Annotated in this window: 20 protein-coding genes; 11 read left to right on the forward strand and 9 right to left on the reverse strand. The window is 71.3% G+C overall.

Annotation, left to right across the window (positions count from 1 at the left end; translation table 11 throughout):
- A partial coding sequence (locus tag C1I98_RS17500; protein ID WP_111168523.1) for a serine/threonine-protein kinase occupies positions 1-1,186 on the reverse strand: 1,186 nt, incomplete at its 3' end.
- Between the two features lie 59 nt (positions 1,187-1,245).
- The gene (locus C1I98_RS17505) at positions 1,246-2,304 is read right to left on the reverse strand and encodes a sensor histidine kinase (protein ID WP_158558073.1); all 1,059 of its coding nucleotides are present in this window, start codon (positions 2,302-2,304) and stop codon (positions 1,246-1,248) included.
- Positions 2,305-2,470: 166 nt separating this feature from the next.
- On the opposite strand from C1I98_RS17505, the gene C1I98_RS42940 reads away from it, so the two are divergent.
- Positions 2,471-2,620, forward strand: coding sequence for a hypothetical protein (locus C1I98_RS42940; protein ID WP_199537008.1), 150 nt, complete (start codon positions 2,471-2,473; stop codon positions 2,618-2,620).
- 14 nt (positions 2,621-2,634) lie between these two features.
- Here C1I98_RS42940 and C1I98_RS17510 read toward each other — a convergent pair whose 3' ends face one another.
- On the reverse strand, positions 2,635-3,228 hold the full coding sequence (locus C1I98_RS17510; protein ID WP_111168525.1) for a hypothetical protein: 594 nt from the start codon (positions 3,226-3,228) through the stop codon (positions 2,635-2,637).
- A 590-nt stretch (positions 3,229-3,818) separates the two neighbouring features.
- Here C1I98_RS17510 and C1I98_RS17515 point away from each other — a divergent pair.
- Genes C1I98_RS17515 through ispH form a run of 4 tightly spaced genes read left to right on the forward strand, consistent with a single transcriptional unit; the run spans position 3,819 to position 8,945 of the window.
- Positions 3,819-5,225 (forward strand): family 2B encapsulin nanocompartment shell protein, encoded by a 1,407-nt coding sequence (locus C1I98_RS17515; protein ID WP_233507950.1) that lies wholly within the window; start codon positions 3,819-3,821, stop codon positions 5,223-5,225.
- Positions 5,225-6,613, forward strand: a complete 1,389-nt coding sequence (locus tag C1I98_RS17520; protein ID WP_111168527.1) for a family 2B encapsulin nanocompartment shell protein — start codon at positions 5,225-5,227, stop codon at positions 6,611-6,613. Before C1I98_RS17515 ends, C1I98_RS17520 begins: the two co-directional genes overlap by 1 nt.
- Positions 6,614-6,641: 28 nt before the next feature.
- Positions 6,642-7,691 carry a family 2 encapsulin nanocompartment cargo protein polyprenyl transferase gene (locus C1I98_RS17525; protein ID WP_111168528.1) on the forward strand — a complete coding sequence of 350 codons (1,050 nt, stop codon included), beginning with the start codon at positions 6,642-6,644 and terminating at the stop codon, positions 7,689-7,691.
- Positions 7,692-7,712: 21 nt separating this feature from the next.
- The gene (gene ispH, locus C1I98_RS17530) at positions 7,713-8,945 is read left to right on the forward strand and encodes a 4-hydroxy-3-methylbut-2-enyl diphosphate reductase (protein ID WP_111168529.1); all 1,233 of its coding nucleotides are present in this window, start codon (positions 7,713-7,715) and stop codon (positions 8,943-8,945) included.
- Here ispH and C1I98_RS17535 read toward each other — a convergent pair.
- The 3 genes from C1I98_RS17535 to C1I98_RS17545 all read right to left on the reverse strand — a co-directional run bounded on the left by C1I98_RS17535 (position 8,939) and on the right by C1I98_RS17545 (position 11,845).
- Complete coding sequence (locus tag C1I98_RS17535) at positions 8,939-9,988, reverse strand: polysaccharide deacetylase family protein (protein ID WP_111168530.1); 1,050 nt, start codon at positions 9,986-9,988, stop codon at positions 8,939-8,941. The genes ispH and C1I98_RS17535 overlap by 7 nt on opposite strands.
- Before the next feature lie 178 nt (positions 9,989-10,166).
- A complete protein-coding gene (locus C1I98_RS17540; protein WP_111168531.1) occupies positions 10,167-11,339 on the reverse strand; it encodes a cytochrome P450 in 1,173 nt (390 codons plus the stop codon).
- Positions 11,340-11,488: 149 nt separating this feature from the next.
- Positions 11,489-11,845 carry an STAS domain-containing protein gene (locus C1I98_RS17545; RefSeq protein ID WP_158558074.1) on the reverse strand — a complete coding sequence of 119 codons (357 nt, stop codon included), beginning with the start codon at positions 11,843-11,845 and terminating at the stop codon, positions 11,489-11,491.
- 259 nt (positions 11,846-12,104) lie between these two features.
- On the opposite strand from C1I98_RS17545, the gene C1I98_RS17550 reads away from it, so the two are divergent.
- A complete protein-coding gene (locus C1I98_RS17550; protein ID WP_199537009.1) occupies positions 12,105-12,584 on the forward strand; it encodes a helix-turn-helix transcriptional regulator in 480 nt (159 codons plus the stop codon).
- Here the strand turns inward: C1I98_RS17550 and C1I98_RS41485 are convergent.
- Positions 12,550-12,834 (reverse strand): PASTA domain-containing protein, encoded by a 285-nt coding sequence (locus C1I98_RS41485; RefSeq protein WP_158558075.1) that lies wholly within the window; start codon positions 12,832-12,834, stop codon positions 12,550-12,552. The genes C1I98_RS17550 and C1I98_RS41485 overlap by 35 nt on opposite strands.
- A 199-nt stretch (positions 12,835-13,033) precedes the next feature.
- Between C1I98_RS41485 and C1I98_RS17560 the strand changes: the two genes are divergently transcribed.
- The 3 genes from C1I98_RS17560 to folP all read left to right on the forward strand — a co-directional run bounded on the left by C1I98_RS17560 (position 13,034) and on the right by folP (position 15,464).
- The gene (locus C1I98_RS17560; RefSeq protein WP_111168535.1) at positions 13,034-14,125 is read left to right on the forward strand and encodes a lysylphosphatidylglycerol synthase domain-containing protein; all 1,092 of its coding nucleotides are present in this window, start codon (positions 13,034-13,036) and stop codon (positions 14,123-14,125) included.
- Between the two features lie 146 nt (positions 14,126-14,271).
- The gene (locus C1I98_RS17565) at positions 14,272-14,436 is read left to right on the forward strand and encodes a DUF3073 family protein (protein WP_111168536.1); all 165 of its coding nucleotides are present in this window, start codon (positions 14,272-14,274) and stop codon (positions 14,434-14,436) included.
- Positions 14,437-14,606: 170 nt separating this feature from the next.
- On the forward strand, positions 14,607-15,464 hold the full coding sequence (gene folP / locus C1I98_RS17570) for a dihydropteroate synthase (protein WP_233507949.1): 858 nt from the start codon (positions 14,607-14,609) through the stop codon (positions 15,462-15,464).
- Positions 15,465-15,468: 4 nt separating this feature from the next.
- Here the strand turns inward: folP and C1I98_RS17575 are convergent, their stop codons facing one another.
- Together C1I98_RS17575 and C1I98_RS17580 are read right to left on the reverse strand one after the other, a co-directional pair.
- Positions 15,469-16,035: a DUF6596 domain-containing protein gene (locus C1I98_RS17575; RefSeq protein ID WP_306461896.1), complete on the reverse strand. Its 567-nt coding sequence runs from the start codon at positions 16,033-16,035 to the stop codon at positions 15,469-15,471.
- Positions 16,036-16,098: 63 nt separating this feature from the next.
- Positions 16,099-16,326 carry a hypothetical protein gene (locus C1I98_RS17580; protein ID WP_111168537.1) on the reverse strand — a complete coding sequence of 76 codons (228 nt, stop codon included), beginning with the start codon at positions 16,324-16,326 and terminating at the stop codon, positions 16,099-16,101.
- Positions 16,327-16,457: 131 nt separating this feature from the next.
- On the opposite strand from C1I98_RS17580, the gene C1I98_RS17585 reads away from it, so the two are divergent.
- Together C1I98_RS17585 and C1I98_RS17590 are read left to right on the forward strand one after the other, a co-directional pair.
- The gene (locus C1I98_RS17585) at positions 16,458-17,243 is read left to right on the forward strand and encodes a tetratricopeptide repeat protein (protein ID WP_111168538.1); all 786 of its coding nucleotides are present in this window, start codon (positions 16,458-16,460) and stop codon (positions 17,241-17,243) included.
- A 79-nt stretch (positions 17,244-17,322) separates the two neighbouring features.
- On the forward strand, positions 17,323-18,502 hold a 1,180-nt coding region (locus tag C1I98_RS17590), incomplete at its 3' end, for an FAD-dependent monooxygenase (RefSeq protein ID WP_111168539.1).

Consider the following 18,502-nt stretch of genomic DNA (forward strand, 5'->3'; position numbering starts at 1 on the left):
CGGGGCGGCGGGCGGAGGAGGGGTCGTGCTCCTCACCCAATTTATCGGACTTGCCAGACTTGCTGGCCTTCTCGGACTTGGCGGTCGGGCTGACCTCCACCACCTGGGGGGTCGCCAGTGACGGTTCCGGCGTGGGGGCCGCCGTACGGCCGGCCGCGACGGGCGTGCGCTGCGGATCGGCCGGGCCGCTCCCGGCGTTCGCGAACTGCACCGCGACCAGGGTCAGCGCCCCGGCCGCCACGACGCTGCTCACCGCGGCGATCACGCGCCGGCGACGGCGACGCCGCGCGGGTGCGGCCTGCGCGGCCCGCTCGACCGGCACGGTCGTGATCGCGAGCGGCGCGTCCGGATGCACCCGGGGCAGCGCCCCCGTCGCCTGTACGGCCGGCAGCACCGCGCGCAGCCGCTCGGCCAGCGCGGGCACCGTGGGCCGCCGGGCCGGGTCCTTGGCCGTGGCGTCCTGGATGATCGACCAGATCTCGTCGCCCATGCCCGGCAGCCGCCGGGGGGCCATGTTGAACGCGCTGTGCAGCGCGCTCAGGTGGTTGCCGCCCGCGAACGGCGCCCGCCCGGCCAGCAGCTCGTAAAGGACCATGCCGAGCGCGTACACGTCCGCCGCCGGGGCGGCGCTGGCCCCCTCGATCGCCTCGGGGGCCATGTAGATCGGCGTGCCCACCACGGCGGTCGCCGCCGCCGTGGGACCTTGCAGGATGCGCGCGACGCCGAAGTCGGTCAGCATCACGGTACGGCCGAGCAGTACGTTCGCCGGCTTGACGTCCCGGTGGACCACCCCGGCCGCGTGCGCGGCGGCCAGCGCGTCGGCCAGCTCGATGACGATCCCGACGGTCTCGGCCGACGGCAGCGTGCCGCGCTCGCGCAGATAGCGGCCGAGGTCGGCGCCCTCGACGAGGTCCATCACGATCGCGACGCGCGACCCCTCGATCACGAAGTCGCGGATGGCGACGATGCCGTGGTGGCGCAGCCGGAGCAGGACGTTGCGCTCCTGGACGAAACGCCCGACGATGTCCGGATCGTCGAGGAGGCGGCCGTGCAGCAGCTTGGCGGCCACGTGCTCACCGGTACGCCGGTCCACGGCACGCCAGACAGCGCCCATGGCCCCTTCGCCGATCTTGTCGAGCAGTTGGTAGCCGCTACCGAGCGCGTCGTGCTGGTCTCCCGATGACATAGCGTGATCATGTTACCGCTGTTGAGGGCGATAAAGGAGAGTATTTGCGGTTAAAGTGTTCATGAAGTGATGGACGCGCGCTCCGCCGCCAGTGGCAGCCTCAGCACCAGCCGCGCGCCCTGGCCGTTCACCGGGTCCTCGATGCGAAGCCGGCCGTCATGGGCCGAGGCGATGTCCCTGGCGATGGACAGGCCCAGCCCGGTGCCGCCCCGGTCCCGGCTGCGGGCGGTGTCCAGGCGGGTGAACCGCATGAAGACCCGTTCGCGATCCGCCGGGGCGATGCCGCCGCCGTCGTCGGTCACTTCCAGCACGGCCGCGCCGTCACCGGCGGCCACGGTGATCGACACCGCGCTTTTCGCGTGCCGCTCGGCGTTGGTCAGCAGGTTCGTCACCAGCGCCCTGAGTTGCACCGGATCGCCCTGGACGGCCACGCCGAGCGCGATGTCGGTGCAGACCGGCACCCGCGTGGGGGAGGCCGACAGCACCGCACTGGTCAGCGCGGACAGGTCCACGAGATCCCTGCGGGGACGGTGACCGGTGTCCAGGAGGGACAGCATGTGCAGGTCCTCCACGATGGCCTGGATGCGGTCGGCGTCCTTCAGCACGTCCCTGAGCGTCTGCCAGGGGTCGTTCTCCTCGTGGTCGGCCAGCGCGAACTCGATGCGCGTACGCAGCCCGGTCAGCGGCGTGCGCAGCTCGTGCGACGCGTCCGAGGCGAACCGCCGCTCGTACTCCACCGCCCGCTCCAGCCGGTCCAGGGTCCGGTTGACCGCCGCGGCCAGCCGGTCCACCTCGTCACCGTCGCGGGGCCGCGGGGGGACGGGCATCCTGCGGCCGAGGTCGGCGGCGGTGGCCTCGCGCAGTGCCGTACCGAGCCGCTCCACCCGCCGGGTCGTACGACCGGCCGCGCGCCACACGGCCAGACCCGCCACGACCAGCACCGCGGCCCCCAGCACGGCGAGCCCGGCGGGCAGCGCCACGCGCGGCGAGGGGGCCGCGCGCACCGCGAGGTAGGTGGCGGGCAGCGCCACGATCAGGAACAACCCGAGGCGCGGCAGCACCGTCATCGTGATCCGCGTGCGAACGGATCGGTCGCCGCGCGGAGCGTTGGCAGCCATGTTCTCCGCACTCATCCCCCGAAACCTGACATCCGGCTATTTGCTCATGTATAGGCGATTCCATCTCACGAGAGGGCAAACCCGAGGCCTATAGCTGGACCAGATCATCCGAACGCATCGATGGCCGAACGCAGGGTAGTGGGAGGGCGACGCAAGGAGGAGACCCATGACATCGCTGGTAGACAAGGTCCGCCGATACTTCAGCAGCCCGAAGGGCCGGCAGACGGTGGAGAAGGCCAAGCGGATGGCCAACGACCCGCGCAACCGGCAGAAGGCCCGCGGCCTGCTGGACCGCTGGCGCCGCCGCGGCAGGTGAGCCTCCGCCGACCTTCACACGAACCCGATGACGAACCCCTCGTCGCGAATCCCCTGGTAGAGCCCGGGGGCGAAGGTCCGCATGGCGCCCTCGATGATCGGGATGTAGGCGGGAGCGGACCCGAGCGGCAGGCGGTAGCCGTTCTTGACCCTGTGGAACTCCCACAGGTGCTCCATCTCTGGATGCCGGCCCCGGAACGCGGGGTCGGCGGGATGGAGGTCCAGGCGGACCATGATCTTGCGCATGATGTAGTCGCTGGTCTGGACTCTGCGCTGCTTGGTCCGTGAGATGACGACGGCCGACAGTTCGTGCCATGGGACGGCCCAGGGCTTGCCCCGCGGGTCGTCCCAGCGCACGCCGCCCGCGTCGAAGACCAGCTTGCGCGGCCGGGTCAGCTTGCGCCAGGCGATCACCGGCAGTAGCCCGATCAGCAGGAAGACCAGACCGATGACGAAGGCCGTGACGTAGGCCCCCGGCCCGCCGAGCACCTGGCCGGTGAACACCGACACGATCGCGATGAGCCCGACGACCCCTGAGACGGCCCCCCCGATCACGGCCTTACGCCTGGCCCCCGCGGCCACGTCGATCACGACCGGCGGGTGGCCCATGGGCGGACGCCACTGCTGGTGGTGAAGGTGTGGAGCGTTCTGTTGCGGGGGCCGATGGTGAGGTGCGCCGTACGTCATAGCGGGCCAGGGTAGTGCCCGTCTGTCCGGCTAAGCGCCCACTTCATCCGATCGCGAAGGATCATCCGGTAACGCCGACAAAGTGGGCGAATGCGACAAAGATTCTTATATGCCACTAAAGACCGATTGATCCCTCTGAGTCAACAAACATTGACTCGATGGCAACCCTGGATGAAGCCGGAATTAAGCGGGAATGGCGGTAATTCCCGTTGCGGTTAGTGACTCATTGACTTCAGAATGGCGCACAAGCATACTAGTGGGCGTCCACGAAAAACCGGCCGAATCCACAATGGATTCGCCCTGTACGCCCTCGGTATGGTAAAATCCGACAAATTCGCCATGGGTCGTGCGCGCATGCGCGTGTAGTCCGGTGGTCCTGAGTTTCCCCACATCAGCCAGGCCGGGCGGCGGACGCCGCGCACATATGCCCTATTCGCAGTGGTTCCGTCCGGTCAACCTATCTGACCAATTCCGTTATGTCCATCCCCCGATGGAGATTGGTGGTGCGCATCGTGACCGAGACGGTGGAGAACGGCGCAGGCGTCGAAGAGTCGTCGCAGTTGAGCCTGAGTACGGCCGCCGCACGCAACCTGGCGACCACGACCAAGACCGTACCGCAGATGCAGGGCATCACCTCAAGGTGGCTCCTGCGTGTGCTCCCATGGGTCCAGGTCTCAGGTGGAACGTACCGGGTCAACCGGCGGCTGAGCTACGCGGTCGGTGACGGCCGGGTCAGCTTCACCTCCACCGGCGCCGAAATCCGCGTCATCCCGGCCGAGCTGACCGAGCTGGGCCTGCTACGCGGCTTCGACGACGCCGAGCTGCTCAACGCCCTCGCCGGCCGGTTCGAGCAGCGGACCTTCGAGGTGGGCGACACCCTGGTGACCAGCGGCTCCCCGGCCCAGGAGCTGTTCATCATCGCGCACGGCAAGGTCAACAAGATCGGCGAAGGCCGGTACGGCGAGGACAACGTGCTGGCCGTGCTGGCCGACGGCGACTACTTCGGCGACCGCGAGGTCGTGGAGCCGGAAGGCGACTCAGACTACTCGATCAAGGCGATCACCGGTGGAACGGTCCTGGTGCTGCCGCGGGCGGCGCTCCAGGAGCTCATCGACTCCTCCGACGGGCTGCGCGAGCACGTCGCGCGCTACCTGGCCACCCCCGCCAAGCCCCAGGACGCCTACGGCGAGTCCGCCATCGAGCTGTCGTCCGGCCACGACGGCGAGCCGGTGCTCCCCGGCACGTTCGTCGACTACGAGCTTGAGCCGCGCGAATACCAGCTCAGCGTGGCGCAGACCGTGCTGCGGGTGCACACCCGGGTCGCCGACCTGTTCAACCAGCCGATGAACCAGGTCGAGCAGCAGCTCCGGCTGACCATCGAGGCCCTGCGCGAGCGCCAGGAGCACGAGATGATCAACAACCGCGACTTCGGTCTGCTGCACAACGCCGACCTCAAGCAGCGGGTCCACACCCGCACCGGCCCGCCCACGCCCGACGACTTCGACGAGCTGCTGGCGCTGGTGTGGAAGGAGCCCTCGGTCTTCCTGGCCCACCCGCAGGCCATCGCCGCGTTCGGCCGCGAGTGCAGCAAGCGCGGCGTCTACCCGGACAGCGTCGACATCGCCGGGCACAAGGTCCCGGCCTGGCGCGGCGTGCCGGTGCTGCCCTGTGACAAGCTGCCCATCAGCAAGGCCCGCACCACCTCGGTCCTGCTGATGCGCACCGGCGAGAACAACCAGGGCGTCGTCGGCCTGCACCAGACCGGCATCCCCGACGAGTACCAGCCGAGCCTGTCCGTGCGGTTCATGGGCATCAACGAGCAGGCCGTCATGTCCTACCTGGTAAGCGCTTACTACTCGGCGGCCGTCCTGGTGCCCGACGCGCTCGGCATCCTGGACAACGCCGAGATCGGCCACTGATGGTTCGCGAGGCACGACCGGACGACGCGCGGCTCAGCCTGGGCACGGCCGCCGCGCGCAACCTGGCCACCACGACCAAGACCGAGCCGCAGTCCCAGAGCATCACACCGCGCTGGCTGTTGCGGATGCTGCCCTGGGTCGAGGCCAGGGGCGGTGCCTACCGGGTCAACCGGCGGCTGACCTACACGGTCGGCGACGGCCGGGTCAGCTTCATCACGACCGCCGGGCGCGTCCAGGTGGTCGCGCCCGAGCTGCGCGAGCTGCCGCTGCTGCGCGGGCTGGCCGACGACGCCGCGCTGACCACGCTGGCCGGCCGGTTCGAGCAGCGCGAATACGCGGCGGGCACGGAGATCGCCGCGCCCGGGGAGCCGGCGGAGAACCTGTACCTGGTCGCGCACGGCAAGCTGCGCCGCACGGTGGCCGGCCCGTACGGCGAGCCCGCCGAGACCGGCCACCTGGCCGACGGCGACCACTTCGGCGACGCCGCGCTGACCAGCCCCGACGCCACCTGGGACGAGGGCGTCGTGGCCGTCACCGGCTGCATCCTGCTGGTGCTGCCGCGCGCCGCCTTCGCGGCGGAGCAGGAGCGCTCGGAGTCGCTGCGCGGCCACGTGGCCCGCCACCTGGCCGCCCCGGACCGGGCGACCGACAAGCACGGCGAGGCGGCCATCGCGCTGTCGGCCGGGCACAGCGGCGAGGCGCCGCTGCCCGGCACGTTCGTCGACTACGAGCTTGCCCCCCGCGAATACCAGCTCAGCGTGGCCCAGACGCTGCTGCGGGCGCACACCCGGGTGATCGATTTGTTCAACGACCCGATGGACCAACTGGAGCAGCAGCTCCGGCTGACCGTCGAGGCGCTGCGCGAGCGTCAAGAGCACGAGATGATCAACAATCCCGAGTTCGGTCTGCTGCACAACGCCGACCTCAAGCAGCGGGTCCACACCCGCACCGGCCCGCCCACGCCCGCCGACATGGACGCGGTGCTGGCCCGACGCAGGAAGTCCCGGTTCTTCCTGGCCCATCCGCGGGCCATCGCGGCGTTCCGCCGGGAATGCACCCGGGTGGGCGTCTACCCCGAGTCGATCGACTTCGAGGGCACCCGGATCACCACCTGGCGCGGCGTCCCGGTGCTGCCCTCTGACAAGATCCCGATCAGCCGCGAGGGCACCACGTCCATCCTGGTCATGCGCACCGGGGAGAAGGACGAGGGCGTGGTCGGCCTGCGCGAGACGGGGCTGCCCGACGAGCGCGAGCCGGGGCTCACCGTGCGGTTCATGGGGATCAGCGAGCAGGCGGTGGCCTCCTACCTGGTGAGCGCCTACTACTCGGCGGCGGTGTTGGTTCCGGACGCGCTCGGCATCCTGGAGAACGTAGAGATCGCGCGCTGACCCGCGGGCGAGGACCGAAAGGCGAGAGATGTCCGCAGTCGAGGAGAGGACCCACCCGCGGCCCGCCGCCGACGTGCTCGACTGGGGGAGGGCCCTGATCGGCCCGGCCCTGCGGGAGGCCGTCGAGTCGCTGCCGGAGGCGGTCCGGCGCATCGCCGGCTACCACTTCGGCTGGTTCGACGAGCGCGGCCGCCCGGTCGGCGCGGCCGGGGGCGGCAAGGCGATCCGGCCCGCGCTGGTCCTGCTGGCCGCCGAGGTGGTCGGCGGGGAGGCGGCCGAGGCCGTGCCCGCGGCGGTCGCGGTCGAGCTGACCCACAACTTCTCGCTGCTGCACGACGACGTGATGGACGGCGACACCAGCCGCCGCCATCGCGCCACCGCCTGGACGATCTTCGGCCGCGGCCCGGCGATCCTGGCCGGCGACGCGCTGATGACCCTGGCCTTCGACGTCCTGGCCGCGGCGGGCCGCCCGGCCGCGCGCCTGGCGGCCAGGGCCCTCGGCGCCGCCGTCCTGGAGCTGATCGACGGCCAGTACTCCGACGTGTCCTTCGAGCGGCGCGACGACGTCGCGCTGTCCGAATGCCAGGCCATGGCCACTGCTAAGACCGGGGCGCTGCTCGGCGGCGCGTGCGCGCTCGGCGCGCTGTACGGCGGCGCCCCCGACGAGCGGGTCGAGCGCCTCGGCGCGTTCGGCAGGCACCTCGGCCTCGCCTTCCAGCACGTGGACGACCTGCTCGGCATCTGGGGCGATCCCGGCGTCACCGGTAAACCCGTCTATTCCGACCTGCGCAACCGCAAGAAGTCGCTGCCGGTGGTGGCCGCGCTGGTCTCGGGCACGCCCGCGGGCCGGGAGCTGGCCGCCCTGTACCGATCCCCGCACCCGCTGACCGATTTCGAGCTGGTCCGCGCCGCCCAACTGGTGGAGGAGGCCGGGGGCAGGGCGTGGAGCCAGGCGGAGGCCGACGGCCTGCTGGCCACCGCCATGCGGGAACTCGACTGGGCCCAGACCGGCGCGTCCGCCCGCGCCGCGGCGGAGCTCCAAAGCCTGGCCCGCCTGGTCACCCGACGAGATCACTGACCGACCGCACCAGGAGGTTCGATGGCCCTCATCCCGGCGCCAGGCACCGTGCTCGTAGCCGACGAGCTGATCGTCCCCGGCGGCTCCCCGATCCGCTGCCCGGCGGCCGGCGTGCTGGAGGGCGAGCTGCGCCGCCGCGGCGTGCCGACCGTCCGCGGCCCGCTCGGCCACCAGGGCGATCCCGGCCTCGACTCGCTCGCGGTCACGCTGTCCGGCTCGAAGGGCCCGGCCGGGCTCGGCGTCGCCGCCGCCCACGGCGACCTCACCGGCTGGCCCGCCGCCCGCGACGCGCTGGGCGCGTGCCTGGCGGTGGCCCGGCCCCGGATCGTGCTGCTGGCCGCGCCCCGCTCGTTCTGCGCGGGCGTCGAGCGGGCGATCGAGATCGTCGCGGAGGTGCTGCGCCGCCGGGGCGGCCCGATCTACGTACGCAAGCAGATCGTCCACAACGCTCATGTGGTGGCCGACCTGGCGGCGCGGGGCGCGGTGTTCGTGGAGGAGCTGGCCGAGGTCCCCGACGGGGCGACGGTGGTGTTCTCCGCGCACGGGGTGTCGCCCGCCGTACGCGAGGAGGCCGCGCGGCGCGGCCTGGACGTGATCGACGCGACCTGCCCGCTGGTCACCAAGGTCCACGCGGAGGCCCGCAGGTTCGCCGGGCGCGGTGACACCGTGCTGCTGATCGGGCACGAGGGCCACGAGGAGGTCGAGGGCACCTACGGCGAGGCCCCACGGGAGACCATCGTGGTCGCCGACGCCGCGGAGGCCGCCCGGGTGTCGGTGCCCGATCCCGCCCGGGTCTCCTACCTCACCCAGACCACGCTGGCCGTGGACGAGGCCCAGGAGGTGGTGGACGTGCTGCGCGACCGCTTCCCCAAGCTGCGCGGGCCGGGCACCGACGACATCTGCTACGCCACCACCAACCGCCAGCAGGCGGTTGCGGCCATCGCGCGGGAGTCCGACGTGGTCCTGGTGGTCGGCTCGGCCAATTCCTCCAACTCGATGCGGATGGTGGAGCTGGCCCGCCGGCACGACACGCCGAGCCACCTGATCGACGACGCGGCCGACATCCGCCCGGAGTGGCTGGCCAGGGCCGGGGTGGTGGGGCTGAGCGCCGGGGCGTCCGCGCCTCCCTACCTGGTGGACGCGGTGGTCGCGGCGCTCGACGGCCTCGGCGGGGTCACCGCCGACGAACGCGAGGTCACCCACGAGACGATCAGGTTCACCCTGCCGGCGGCACTGCGCGTGAGAGGTCAGTAGGGCAGCGCGTACGCGGCGTACTTCTTGGCGCCGAACGCGGCCTTGAACTTCGGATAGGCGACGGTCCTGATGTCGCCGTCCGAGGTGAACCGCTCCTCCGGGTGCTCCTTGAGCCAGTCCAGCCACGCCGTGGAACAGAACCGCACGCACTCGCCCTTCTTTTCCTGCGACTTGATGCGCGGGATGCCCAGCGGGTCGAAGTCCTTGGAGAAGGGGGAGGCGGCGGGCGTGTACCCGGCCAGGAACACCCCGCCGTACTCGTAGCGGGTGCCCGACGCCGAGCCGCGCAGCGCCCACTCCTTGGTGTTCGGCTGGTTCCCGTACGGCAGCGCGAGCGTCACCGGGTCGAACGGGATGCGCCCCCTGATCACCTGATGTCCGGCGGCGACCTCCTTCTCGACCTGCTTCTTGGCCTTGCCGCGCAGGTTGAGGTGGTCGCGGGTGTGGTTGCCGAGGTCGAAGCCGCGCTCGTGCAGCCAGGTGAGGATCTGGGTCTGCTCCTCGGGCCGGGCCTTGCCGAACATGTCACGGGTCACGTAGAAGGTGGCGACCGGCCGGAAGCCGGGGTTCCTGCGCGCCACGTCGAGCAGGATGCCCACCGCGCTGTCCGGCGCGGGCCGGCCCATGCCGTCCAGGGTGACCTGCGAGGGCGAGGAGTCGTCGAAGGTGAGCACCACGGGGTGCCTGCCCGCCGGGATGCCGATCTTCCCGGTCGCGTACTCGGCGGCGGTGATGGGGACGTAGCCCTCCTGGGCAAGCCGCTCCAGCTCCGCGCGGAACTGCGCGGGGGTGCGGTCGTCGGCGATGTCCGGCTTGGCCACCACGCGGTGGTACATCAGCACCGGGACCTGTCCCAGTTCGTTGGCCTTGGCCTTGGCCGCCACGGCGAGCCGGGCCTTGCGCACCTCCTGCGGCGACACGGCCTTCGCCGCCTTCTTGGCGGCGGCCACCTTGACCGCGTCGTCCGCGTCCGACATGCACCCGGCGAGGGCCAGCAGGCTGAGCGCCACGGCCCCTGTCCGGCAAACCCCGTAGCCCCTCATTGGGCCCTCCAGACAGATGGAAGAGATAGTGGTCTTCTCCCCGCTGTCCCGGAACGGCAGACGGCGCCCCCGGCAAAGAGTGACTCTAGGGAACGTCGCGGACGCTCTTCGTCACCAGTCGCTCCGGCGGGGCACCCCCCCGCCGGCAGCGGCTGATCATCCTCTGTTGAGTTTCAGGTCACCAGGTGACCGGCAGGGCGTCCACGCCGTACACGATGGAGATCCCGCGGTAGGGGATCTCCGACTCCGGAACGGCCAGGCGCAGGCCCGGGAAGCGGCGCAGCAGCGCCGGGTAGGCGATCTTCATCTCCATCCGGGCGAGCGGCGCGCCGATGCAGTGGTGCAGGCCGTGGCCGAACGCCAGGTGCGAGGCGACCTCGCGGCCCGGCCGTACCGTGTCCATCTCCTCGCCCAGCGCCGGGTCACGGTTGGCCGCCACCAGCGAGCACAGCACCATCTCGCCCTTGGCGATCGGCTGCCCGCCGACCACCAGGTCCTCCTTGGCGAACCTCGGGAAGGCGACCTGCACGACGGTGAGGTAGCGCAGCAGCTCCTCCACCACCTGCACGATGTAGCCCTCCTCCTCGCGCACCCTGGCGGCCTCCTCGGGGTGACCGAGCAGCCACAGCGTGCCGAGGGCGAACATGCTGGTGCTGGTGTCGTGCCCGCCGGTCAGCATGCCGTCGGCGAGGCTGGCCAGCTCCCGGTCGCCCAGTTCGTCGCCGTGGTCGCGGAGCAGCATGCCGAGCAGCCCGTCACCCGGGTTCGAGCGCTCCCTGGCGACCAGGTCGGTCAGGTACGTCATCGCGTCGTTGACCGCCTTCAGCGACGCCTCGGGCCCGGCGGAGAAGTCGAAGCGGTCGACCCCCAGCTTCACGAAACCGGCCTGGTCCGCCTTCGGTACGCCGAGCAGCTCGCCCACCACCAGCGACGGGATCGGCAGCGCGAACTTCTGCACGAAGTCGACCGGACCCCCCTCCCGCTCCATCTCGTCCAGGTGCTCGGCCACGATCGCCTCGATACGCGGCTCCAGCCGGCGCAGCCGCCGCATGGTGAACTCCGGCGTGAGCAGCCTGCGCAGCCGGGTGTGCTCGGGCGGGTCGCGAAAGCCCAGGCCGCCCGGGTCCTCCTGCTGCACCGCCCCCGACACGTTGGCGAAGTCGTTGCTGAACCGGGCCGCGTCACCGAGCACGGAGCGCACGTCCTCGTACCGGGTCACCAGCCAGACGGTCTGGCCGTCCGGCATCTTGAGCGGGAAGACCGGCTGCTCGGCACGGATGCGCGCGAGTTCGGCGACGGGGTCCAGGCCCTCACGCATGAACTGCACGAGGGGAAAGTCGTTCTCGGACATTTTGTGTCGCGTTCCTTATTGTCGGTCGGGGATATCGCCATGTTTCGGGCATGGCACGGGGGTCACTACGGACGCGCCGGTACCAATACTGTCTAAGAACTGCGGGTGTGCGCGGCCGACCCCCGGTAGTCCTCCTGGTGACGATGGGCTTACCCGCTCAGGCCGCCCTCATCGCAGCCGCCGGGCGTGAGCAGCACGAGCAGCCGCCGGACGAACGGCGGCGTGTTCAGGACGCGCAGCGCCCGCTGCTGCCGGACCCCTGGGAGCAGGTCCAGGACGCGCAGCCCCGACAGGTCCACGAACGACACCTCGGCGAGATCGACGACCACGACGTCGTCCCCCATCCGGGCGGTCACCCGGGCCTCGGCCAGGATCGCGCCGAGCCGATCGCTGTTGTTCCGATCGATCTCACCGCTGAGCGCCAGGGTCGGCGCGCCGCTCACCGCGTCGCCGTCCACGACGACGCAGAGCCGTCCGTCGTCGAAGAGCACGCGCCGGGCACTCACCGGGCCGCCCCCTACGGGCGGTCCCTCTCGCGCGGGCAATGTGGCTCACCCAGACGCGCGCGGCTGCGAGGCCAGGGCATTGGTCATGATTCCACCGATCCTTCGCAGCAGTCGGGCCGGACATATCCTCTGTGTCTGGTAAGACCCTCAGCGTGCTCTGCGGCTCGGACACCTGTCAACCGATGCACGAAAAAAGATTCGCCCTTAGGGTGGGGTGCGCTTGACCGGCCGTTCACGATCGTATGATGCGGAGATGGTCATGAGTTCCGACGACGGTGCGAAGGCCGGCCGCTGGACGTTCCTGACCAACCATGCCCGCGTGCTGGTGGAGATCGCCCGCGACCCGGAGGTACGGCTGCGCGATGTGGCCGCCACCGCCGGGATCACCGAGCGTGCCGCTCAGGCCATCGTCTCCGACCTGGTGATCGCGGGCTATCTCACACGCACCCGGGTCGGCCGCCGCAACCGTTACACGATCAACGAAGACCAGGGCTTCCGCCATCCGGCGGAAGCCGATCACAACCTCGACGAGTTCCTCGCCCTGTTCACCAGCCGCAACCGACACCATCCGCACACCGACGCCGAGACGGTCACCGACGTGCCCGCCGCCCCCGCCGCACCGAGCCTCACGACGGACCTCGGGCCCATGCCCGATCCGGAGGGCGCGGGGCATGAGGAAGGCGGCCGGGCGGGCGGAGAGCCGGTCACCCGGGGATCTCCCCCGGAAGCTCCCGGCTGAGCGCTCCGATCGGCGGGGACGGCTCGCGCGGCTCGTGGTCGCCGGCCCCGTCGCCGGGCTCGTCGCGCAGCCACACCGTGATCACGTCCCAGCGGTGCGCCACGCTCCCCGGGGCGGGCCGCTGCGCGACCACCACTCCGTCGGTCAGCGGGGCCGGGCCGTCGGGCTCGGTGCCCTGGAGCAGGACGCCCGCGTCGTGCCCGGCGAGCCAGGCGTTCAGCGCCTGCATGCCGCGGAAATCGGGAACCACGATCTTGTCCAGCGGATCATCACCTGGGTCCGATGGTACGCATCGCGGCGGTTTCGCGTGATGGGACCGGCGGGGGTACTTTTGCGTTCCCTCCGGCGGTACGTCCCCTGCGCTTGACCTGGGCCCGCCGTACGTCACGGCACCTGCACATTCCCGCAAATCGGCCGCCACCACCCCCGCGCTTGGCAGACTGAGAGCCATGAAGAGGAGATGGCTCCAGGTCCTCCTGTCCCTCGCCTCGCTCGGGCTTGCCGCGGCGCTGGTCGCCTACCTGCCGCAGATCGTCGAGACCTTCACCGGCACCCGCCTGACCTGGGCGCAGATCGGCGCGGAGTTCGCGGGCGTGTCGTGGCCGGCGATCGCGCTGATGACGCTCACCTGGCTGGCCAGCCTGGCCGGCATCGCCGGGGTGCTGTGCGCGTCGCTGCCCGGCCTGTCGCTGCTCCAGGGCGTGACGCTCAACGCGGCCGGGAGCGCGGTCAGCAACGTCCTGCCGTTCGGCGGGGCGCTGGGCATCGGCGTGACGTTCGCGATGACCAGGGGATGGGGCTTCCCGCCCGGCCCGGTGACCGTGTCGGTGCTGGTCAGCGGCATCTGGAACACGCTGTTCCGGTTCGCGCTGCCCGCCGTCGGCATCGTGGCGCTGCTGGTGTCCGGCAAACGGCTGGACGCCGCGATCGTCAACGCCGGGTGGATCGGGGCCGCCGCCATCTTCGGCCTGGTGGCCGTCTCCGCCACCGCCCTGTACTCCGACCGGGCCGGACGGATCATCGGCCGCGCGCTCGACGGCCTGGCCCGGCTGACCCCGTGGCGGCACCGCCTCGGGCACGGCGGGATCTCCGCGGCCGTCGAACGGCTCCGCGCGGGCACCGGCCGCCTGGTCCGGGGCCGCTGGCCGGCGCTGTCACTGAGCATGATCGCCTTCCTCGTCCTCCAGTGGCTGATCCTCGTCGAGTGCCTGCACGCCACCGGCTCCTATCCGGGCCTCGCGGAGTCCATCGCGGTGTTCGCGCTCTCCCGGGTGCTCCAGACGGCCGTCATCACCCCCAGCGGCACCGGGATCATGGAGGCCGGGGTGGCCGCCGCGCTGCTGTTCTTCCAGATGCCGGCCGGCGGGGCCGCCGCCGCGGCGATCCTCTTCGGCTTTTGGACCTACACCATCGAGATCCCGTTCGGCGGGCTCGCGCTCGGCGCGTGGGCCCTGCTCCGCAGGCGCGACGACCGCCGTGCCGCGCGGGCCGCGCAATCCGCCGAACCCCAGGCCGGGGGCCGTCCGACCTCGGCTTTGTGAGGGGGCCGGGCCGCTCCGACGTTTGACCTGGTGCTACCCGCCCTTGGTGAGTGTTCGGTCACACTGTTTAACTCGTGACTTTCCTGCTTGCGCAAATAGTAAGGTTGATAGGGAGATGCCGGGACAGGGCGAGGGAGTGGAGCCCCATGGGACGAGGCCGAGCCAAGGCAAAGCAGAAGAAGGTCGCACGGCAGCTCAAGTACCGCACCCACAGCATGGACATCGACCGCCTGCGCGCGGAGCTGTCGGGCGCTGACGACGATGAGCGCGACGACGAGGCGACACAGGAGAACGACGCCGCCGCCCGCTGACCGTGTCCGATCACGGACGCGTCCGATCAGGGGCGGCGTGGCCGTCCACGCGCGCTAGGCTCGACCTCGGCAGCACTGCCAGTCGGTAGCACCGTCAGCCAGAGACCAGGGAAGCGAGCGCCGTGGCCGGTGGGGGCACCAGTATCTTCCAGCCGGAGATCATCTTTCCGGTGCGGAGGATCGGACACAGGGAGTTCGACTTCTCCCGCCAGGTCGCCGTCATGGCGATCATCAACCGTACCCCCAACTCGATGCACGACCGCGGGCGTACGTACGAGCTGGACCTCGCGGTCCGGGCCGCGCGCCGCGCCGTCGCCGACGGCGCGGACTGGGTCGACATCGGCGGCCTGGCCTTCCGCGCCGACCAGGACGACCTGAGCGTCGCGGCGGAGATCGACCGGGTCGCGCCGGTCATCGAGGCGGTGCGCGCCGCCTCCGACGTCGTGATCTCGGTGGACACCCACCGCGCCGAGGTGGCCCGCGCCGCGCTCGCCGCCGGGGCCGACGTGGTCAACGACACCAACGGCATCCGCGAGGCGGCCATGGCCAAGGCCGTCGCCGAGGCGGGCGCGGCCGTGGTGGTCACGCACAGCATCGGCGGCCCGCGAACGGAGGTCAGCCGCCCGACGTACACCGACGTGGTGAGCGAGGTGGCCCACTTCCTGCGCGAACGCGTACGGCACGCGATCGACGCCGGGGTCGCCCCCGACCGGATCATCATCGACCCGGGCCACGACCTCAACAAGAACACCTACCACTCGCTGGAGCTGACCCGCCGGCTGAGCGAGATCGCCGCGATCGGCCACCCGACCCTGGCCGCCGTCTCCAACAAGGACTTCATCGGCGAGACCCTCGACGTCCCCCAGAACGGGCGGGTGGAGGGCACGATCGTGGCCAACGTGGTGTGCGTGCTCCAGGGCGCGCGCATCCTGCGGGTCCACGACGTGCCGCAGGCGGTGGCGGCGGTGCGGATGACCGAGGCCATCCTGGGCTGGCGCGCCCCCGTCTCACCCCGCCACAACCTCTAGCCGGTCAGGGCTTCAGCTTGGCCGCGCGGGCCTCCAGGTAGCGCCGCTCGGGCAGGCTCGTCGTACGCCGGGCCGCCTCCTGATACTCCGCCTGCGCCCCCGCCGCGTCGCCCGCCATCTCCAGCAGGTGCGCGCGTACCGCGGCCAGCCGGTGGTGGCCCGCCAGCCGTTCGTCGGAGTCGAGCCCCGCGAGCATGCCGAGCCCGGCCTCGGGACCGCGGACCATGGCCAGCGTCACCGCGTGGTTGAGGGTGACCATCGGATTGGGCGAGACGCGCTCCAGCAACTGGTACAGCGCCAGGCTCTGCCCCCAGTCGGTCTCCTCGGCGCGCGGGGCCTCGTCGTGGACGGCGGCGATGGCCGCCTGGATCTGGTAGCTCCCGATCGGCGCCCAGGACAGCGTGTCGGTGATCAGCTCCACGCCCTCCTTGATCAGGGCGGTGTCCCACAGCCGCCGATCCTGCTCGGCCAGCGGGACCAGTGAGCCGTCCTCCGCTGGGCGGTCACCGCGGCCGACGTGGGTGAAGTGGCGGAGGCGGCGTCCGGGCTGCTCGCCGCCATGTCCACATATCTATGGATACGCGGCCTACGTTCGTCCGTACTCCCCGAAGCGACCGCCCTCCTCGACCGGACCTCACCCGCCGCCGCGTCCAAGTCGGGCCGCCCGTACGCGCTCTGCGTCCTGATCGCCGGGCCGCGCGCCGAAGGGCGTAGCGCCGAAGACCACCGAGCGGCCGCCGAACGCGTCCTCATCAACGCCGAGGGCCCCCCACACCCGGCCGCGCTCTTCCTGTGGCTGCTCACCTACGCCGCCGACATGAAACCACGACCCGCCCTCGCCCTGATCGACGCCATCCGCCACAGCACCGACCCCTGGGCCCGCGCGGGCGGCGAGCTGATCTGGGGCTACTCAAAGTACGGCAGCGGCCACTACGCGGACGCCGAACGCCTGCTCGCCTCCGCCGTCACCGCATTCCGCACCGTAGGCGACAGATGGGGCACCTCCCTCGCCCTCGACGCCCTCGCCGGCCTCTGCGCCAACCTGGGCCACCTCCCCCGCGCCATCGAGCTCACCGACCAGGCCCTCCTCCTCACCCGCGAACCGGGCGCCACGACGACATCGCCGATCTCTTCTGCAACCGAGCCGACCACTCCATGGCCGTGGAAGGGGTCGCCGCCGCGCGTGCCGACTACGAACAGGCCGCGGCCCTCGCCCGCCAGGCCGGCAGCGCCACATACCTCGCCGCCGCCCTGCGCGGACTCGGTGACATCGCGCTGCTCGAAGGCCGCCCCGACGAGGCCGAACGCCACTACACCGACGCCCTCGCCCGCTTCGACCCGCACGCCATGCGAAGCGTCGGCAACCGCGCGCGTACCCTCGTGGGCCTCGGCCGGATCGCCCACCTGCGGGGCGACCTGCCCGCCGCCCTCGAGTTCCATCGGCGGGCCGCCGAGACGGCGGTGAGCATGGGCGCGTTCCCGGAGCCGGCCCGCCCCCTGGAAGCCCTCGCCGGGGTCGCGTTCGCCGAGGGCGACGCGGCCGCCGCCGCCGTACTGCTCGGCGCCGCCGTCACCCTGCGCGGCACGCCCACCCCACCCGGCACCGAGACGTCCGCCCTCACCGGACACGTACGGCAGGCGCTGGGTGGCCGGTCGTACGAATGCGCGTACGCCCGCGGCCTGGCCATGAGCCGCGCCCGGGCCCTCCTGCAAGCAGGCGTGTCCGAGCAGGTCATCACGGCCTCCCCGCTCTACACGTTGTTCGGCGAGTCCCTGTGAGCGGTTGGTGCGCATGTGGTGCGCATGCGGTGAGCATGTGGTGCGCATGCGGTGAGCGGCCCGGCGCATCCTCGTCCACATGACACCGATCACCAACCGCAACATCCTGATCTCCGGCGCCTCCGTGGCCGGCCCCGCGCTCGCGTACTGGCTGCACCGGTACGGCTTCACCCCGACCATCGTCGAACGCGCCCCCGCCTTGCGCGAGGGCGGCCACGCCGTCGACTGCCGCGGCAAGGCCCACATGACCGTCCTGCGCCGCATGGGCATCCTCGACGCCGTCGAGGCCGCGCGCACCGGCATGGGCCCGACCTGGTACGTCAACAGCGCCGGCAAACGCCTCGCGAGCCTGCCCGCCGACCTGTTCGCCGGCGACGTCGAGATCCTACGCGGCGACCTCGCCCGAATCCTCTACGACGCGACAGCGCAGCACACCGAGTACATCTTCGGCGACTCCATCACCGCCATGCGCGAGGACGGCGACGGCGTCCACGTCACCTTCGAACACACCCCACCCCGCCGCTTCGACCTGGTCATCGGCGCGGACGGCATCCACTCCAAGGTCCGCTCCCTGGCCTTCGGCCCGGAGTCCCGGTACTTCAAGCACCTGGGCCTGCACTGCGCGATCTTCACCACGCCCAACCACCTGGGACTCCAGTACACCGCCCTCGCCTACAGCACCCCGGGCAAACTCGTCTCCATCTACAGCCCCCGCCACAACACCGAGGCCAAAGCCGTCCTCTGGTTCGCCTCCCCATCCGCCGACTACCACCGCCACGACATCGCCCGCCAGAAGCAGATCCTCGCCGACACCTTCCGCGGCAACGGCTGGGAGAGCGACCCCCTCCTGGTCGCCATGTGGGATTCCCCCGACTTCTACTTCGACGCCATCGGCCAGGTCCACATGGAAACCTGGACCACCGGCCGCACCGCCCTCCTCGGCGACGCCGCCTACTCCCCGTTCCCCCTGTCCGGCATGGGCACCGGCCTCGCCCTCGTAGGCGCCTACGTCCTCGCCGGCGAACTCGCCACCGCCCACGGCGACCACCGCACCGCCTTCCCCGCCTACGAGCAGGAGATGCGCGGATACGCCGAGAAGTGCATGAAGATGGGCCAGGGCGTCAGCAAGTTCATGGTCCCCCAAAGCCGCACCATGGCCTGGTTCCTCCGGCAGAACTACAAGCTCATGCCCTACCTCCCCGGCAAGTCCCTCATGGCCAAGGGCGCCAGAAAAACCGCCGAGTCCATCCCCCTCAAGC

Origin of the sequence: Spongiactinospora gelatinilytica, assembly GCF_003236385.1 — a bacterium.
Lineage (GTDB): Bacteria > Actinomycetota > Actinomycetes > Streptosporangiales > Streptosporangiaceae > Spongiactinospora > Spongiactinospora gelatinilytica.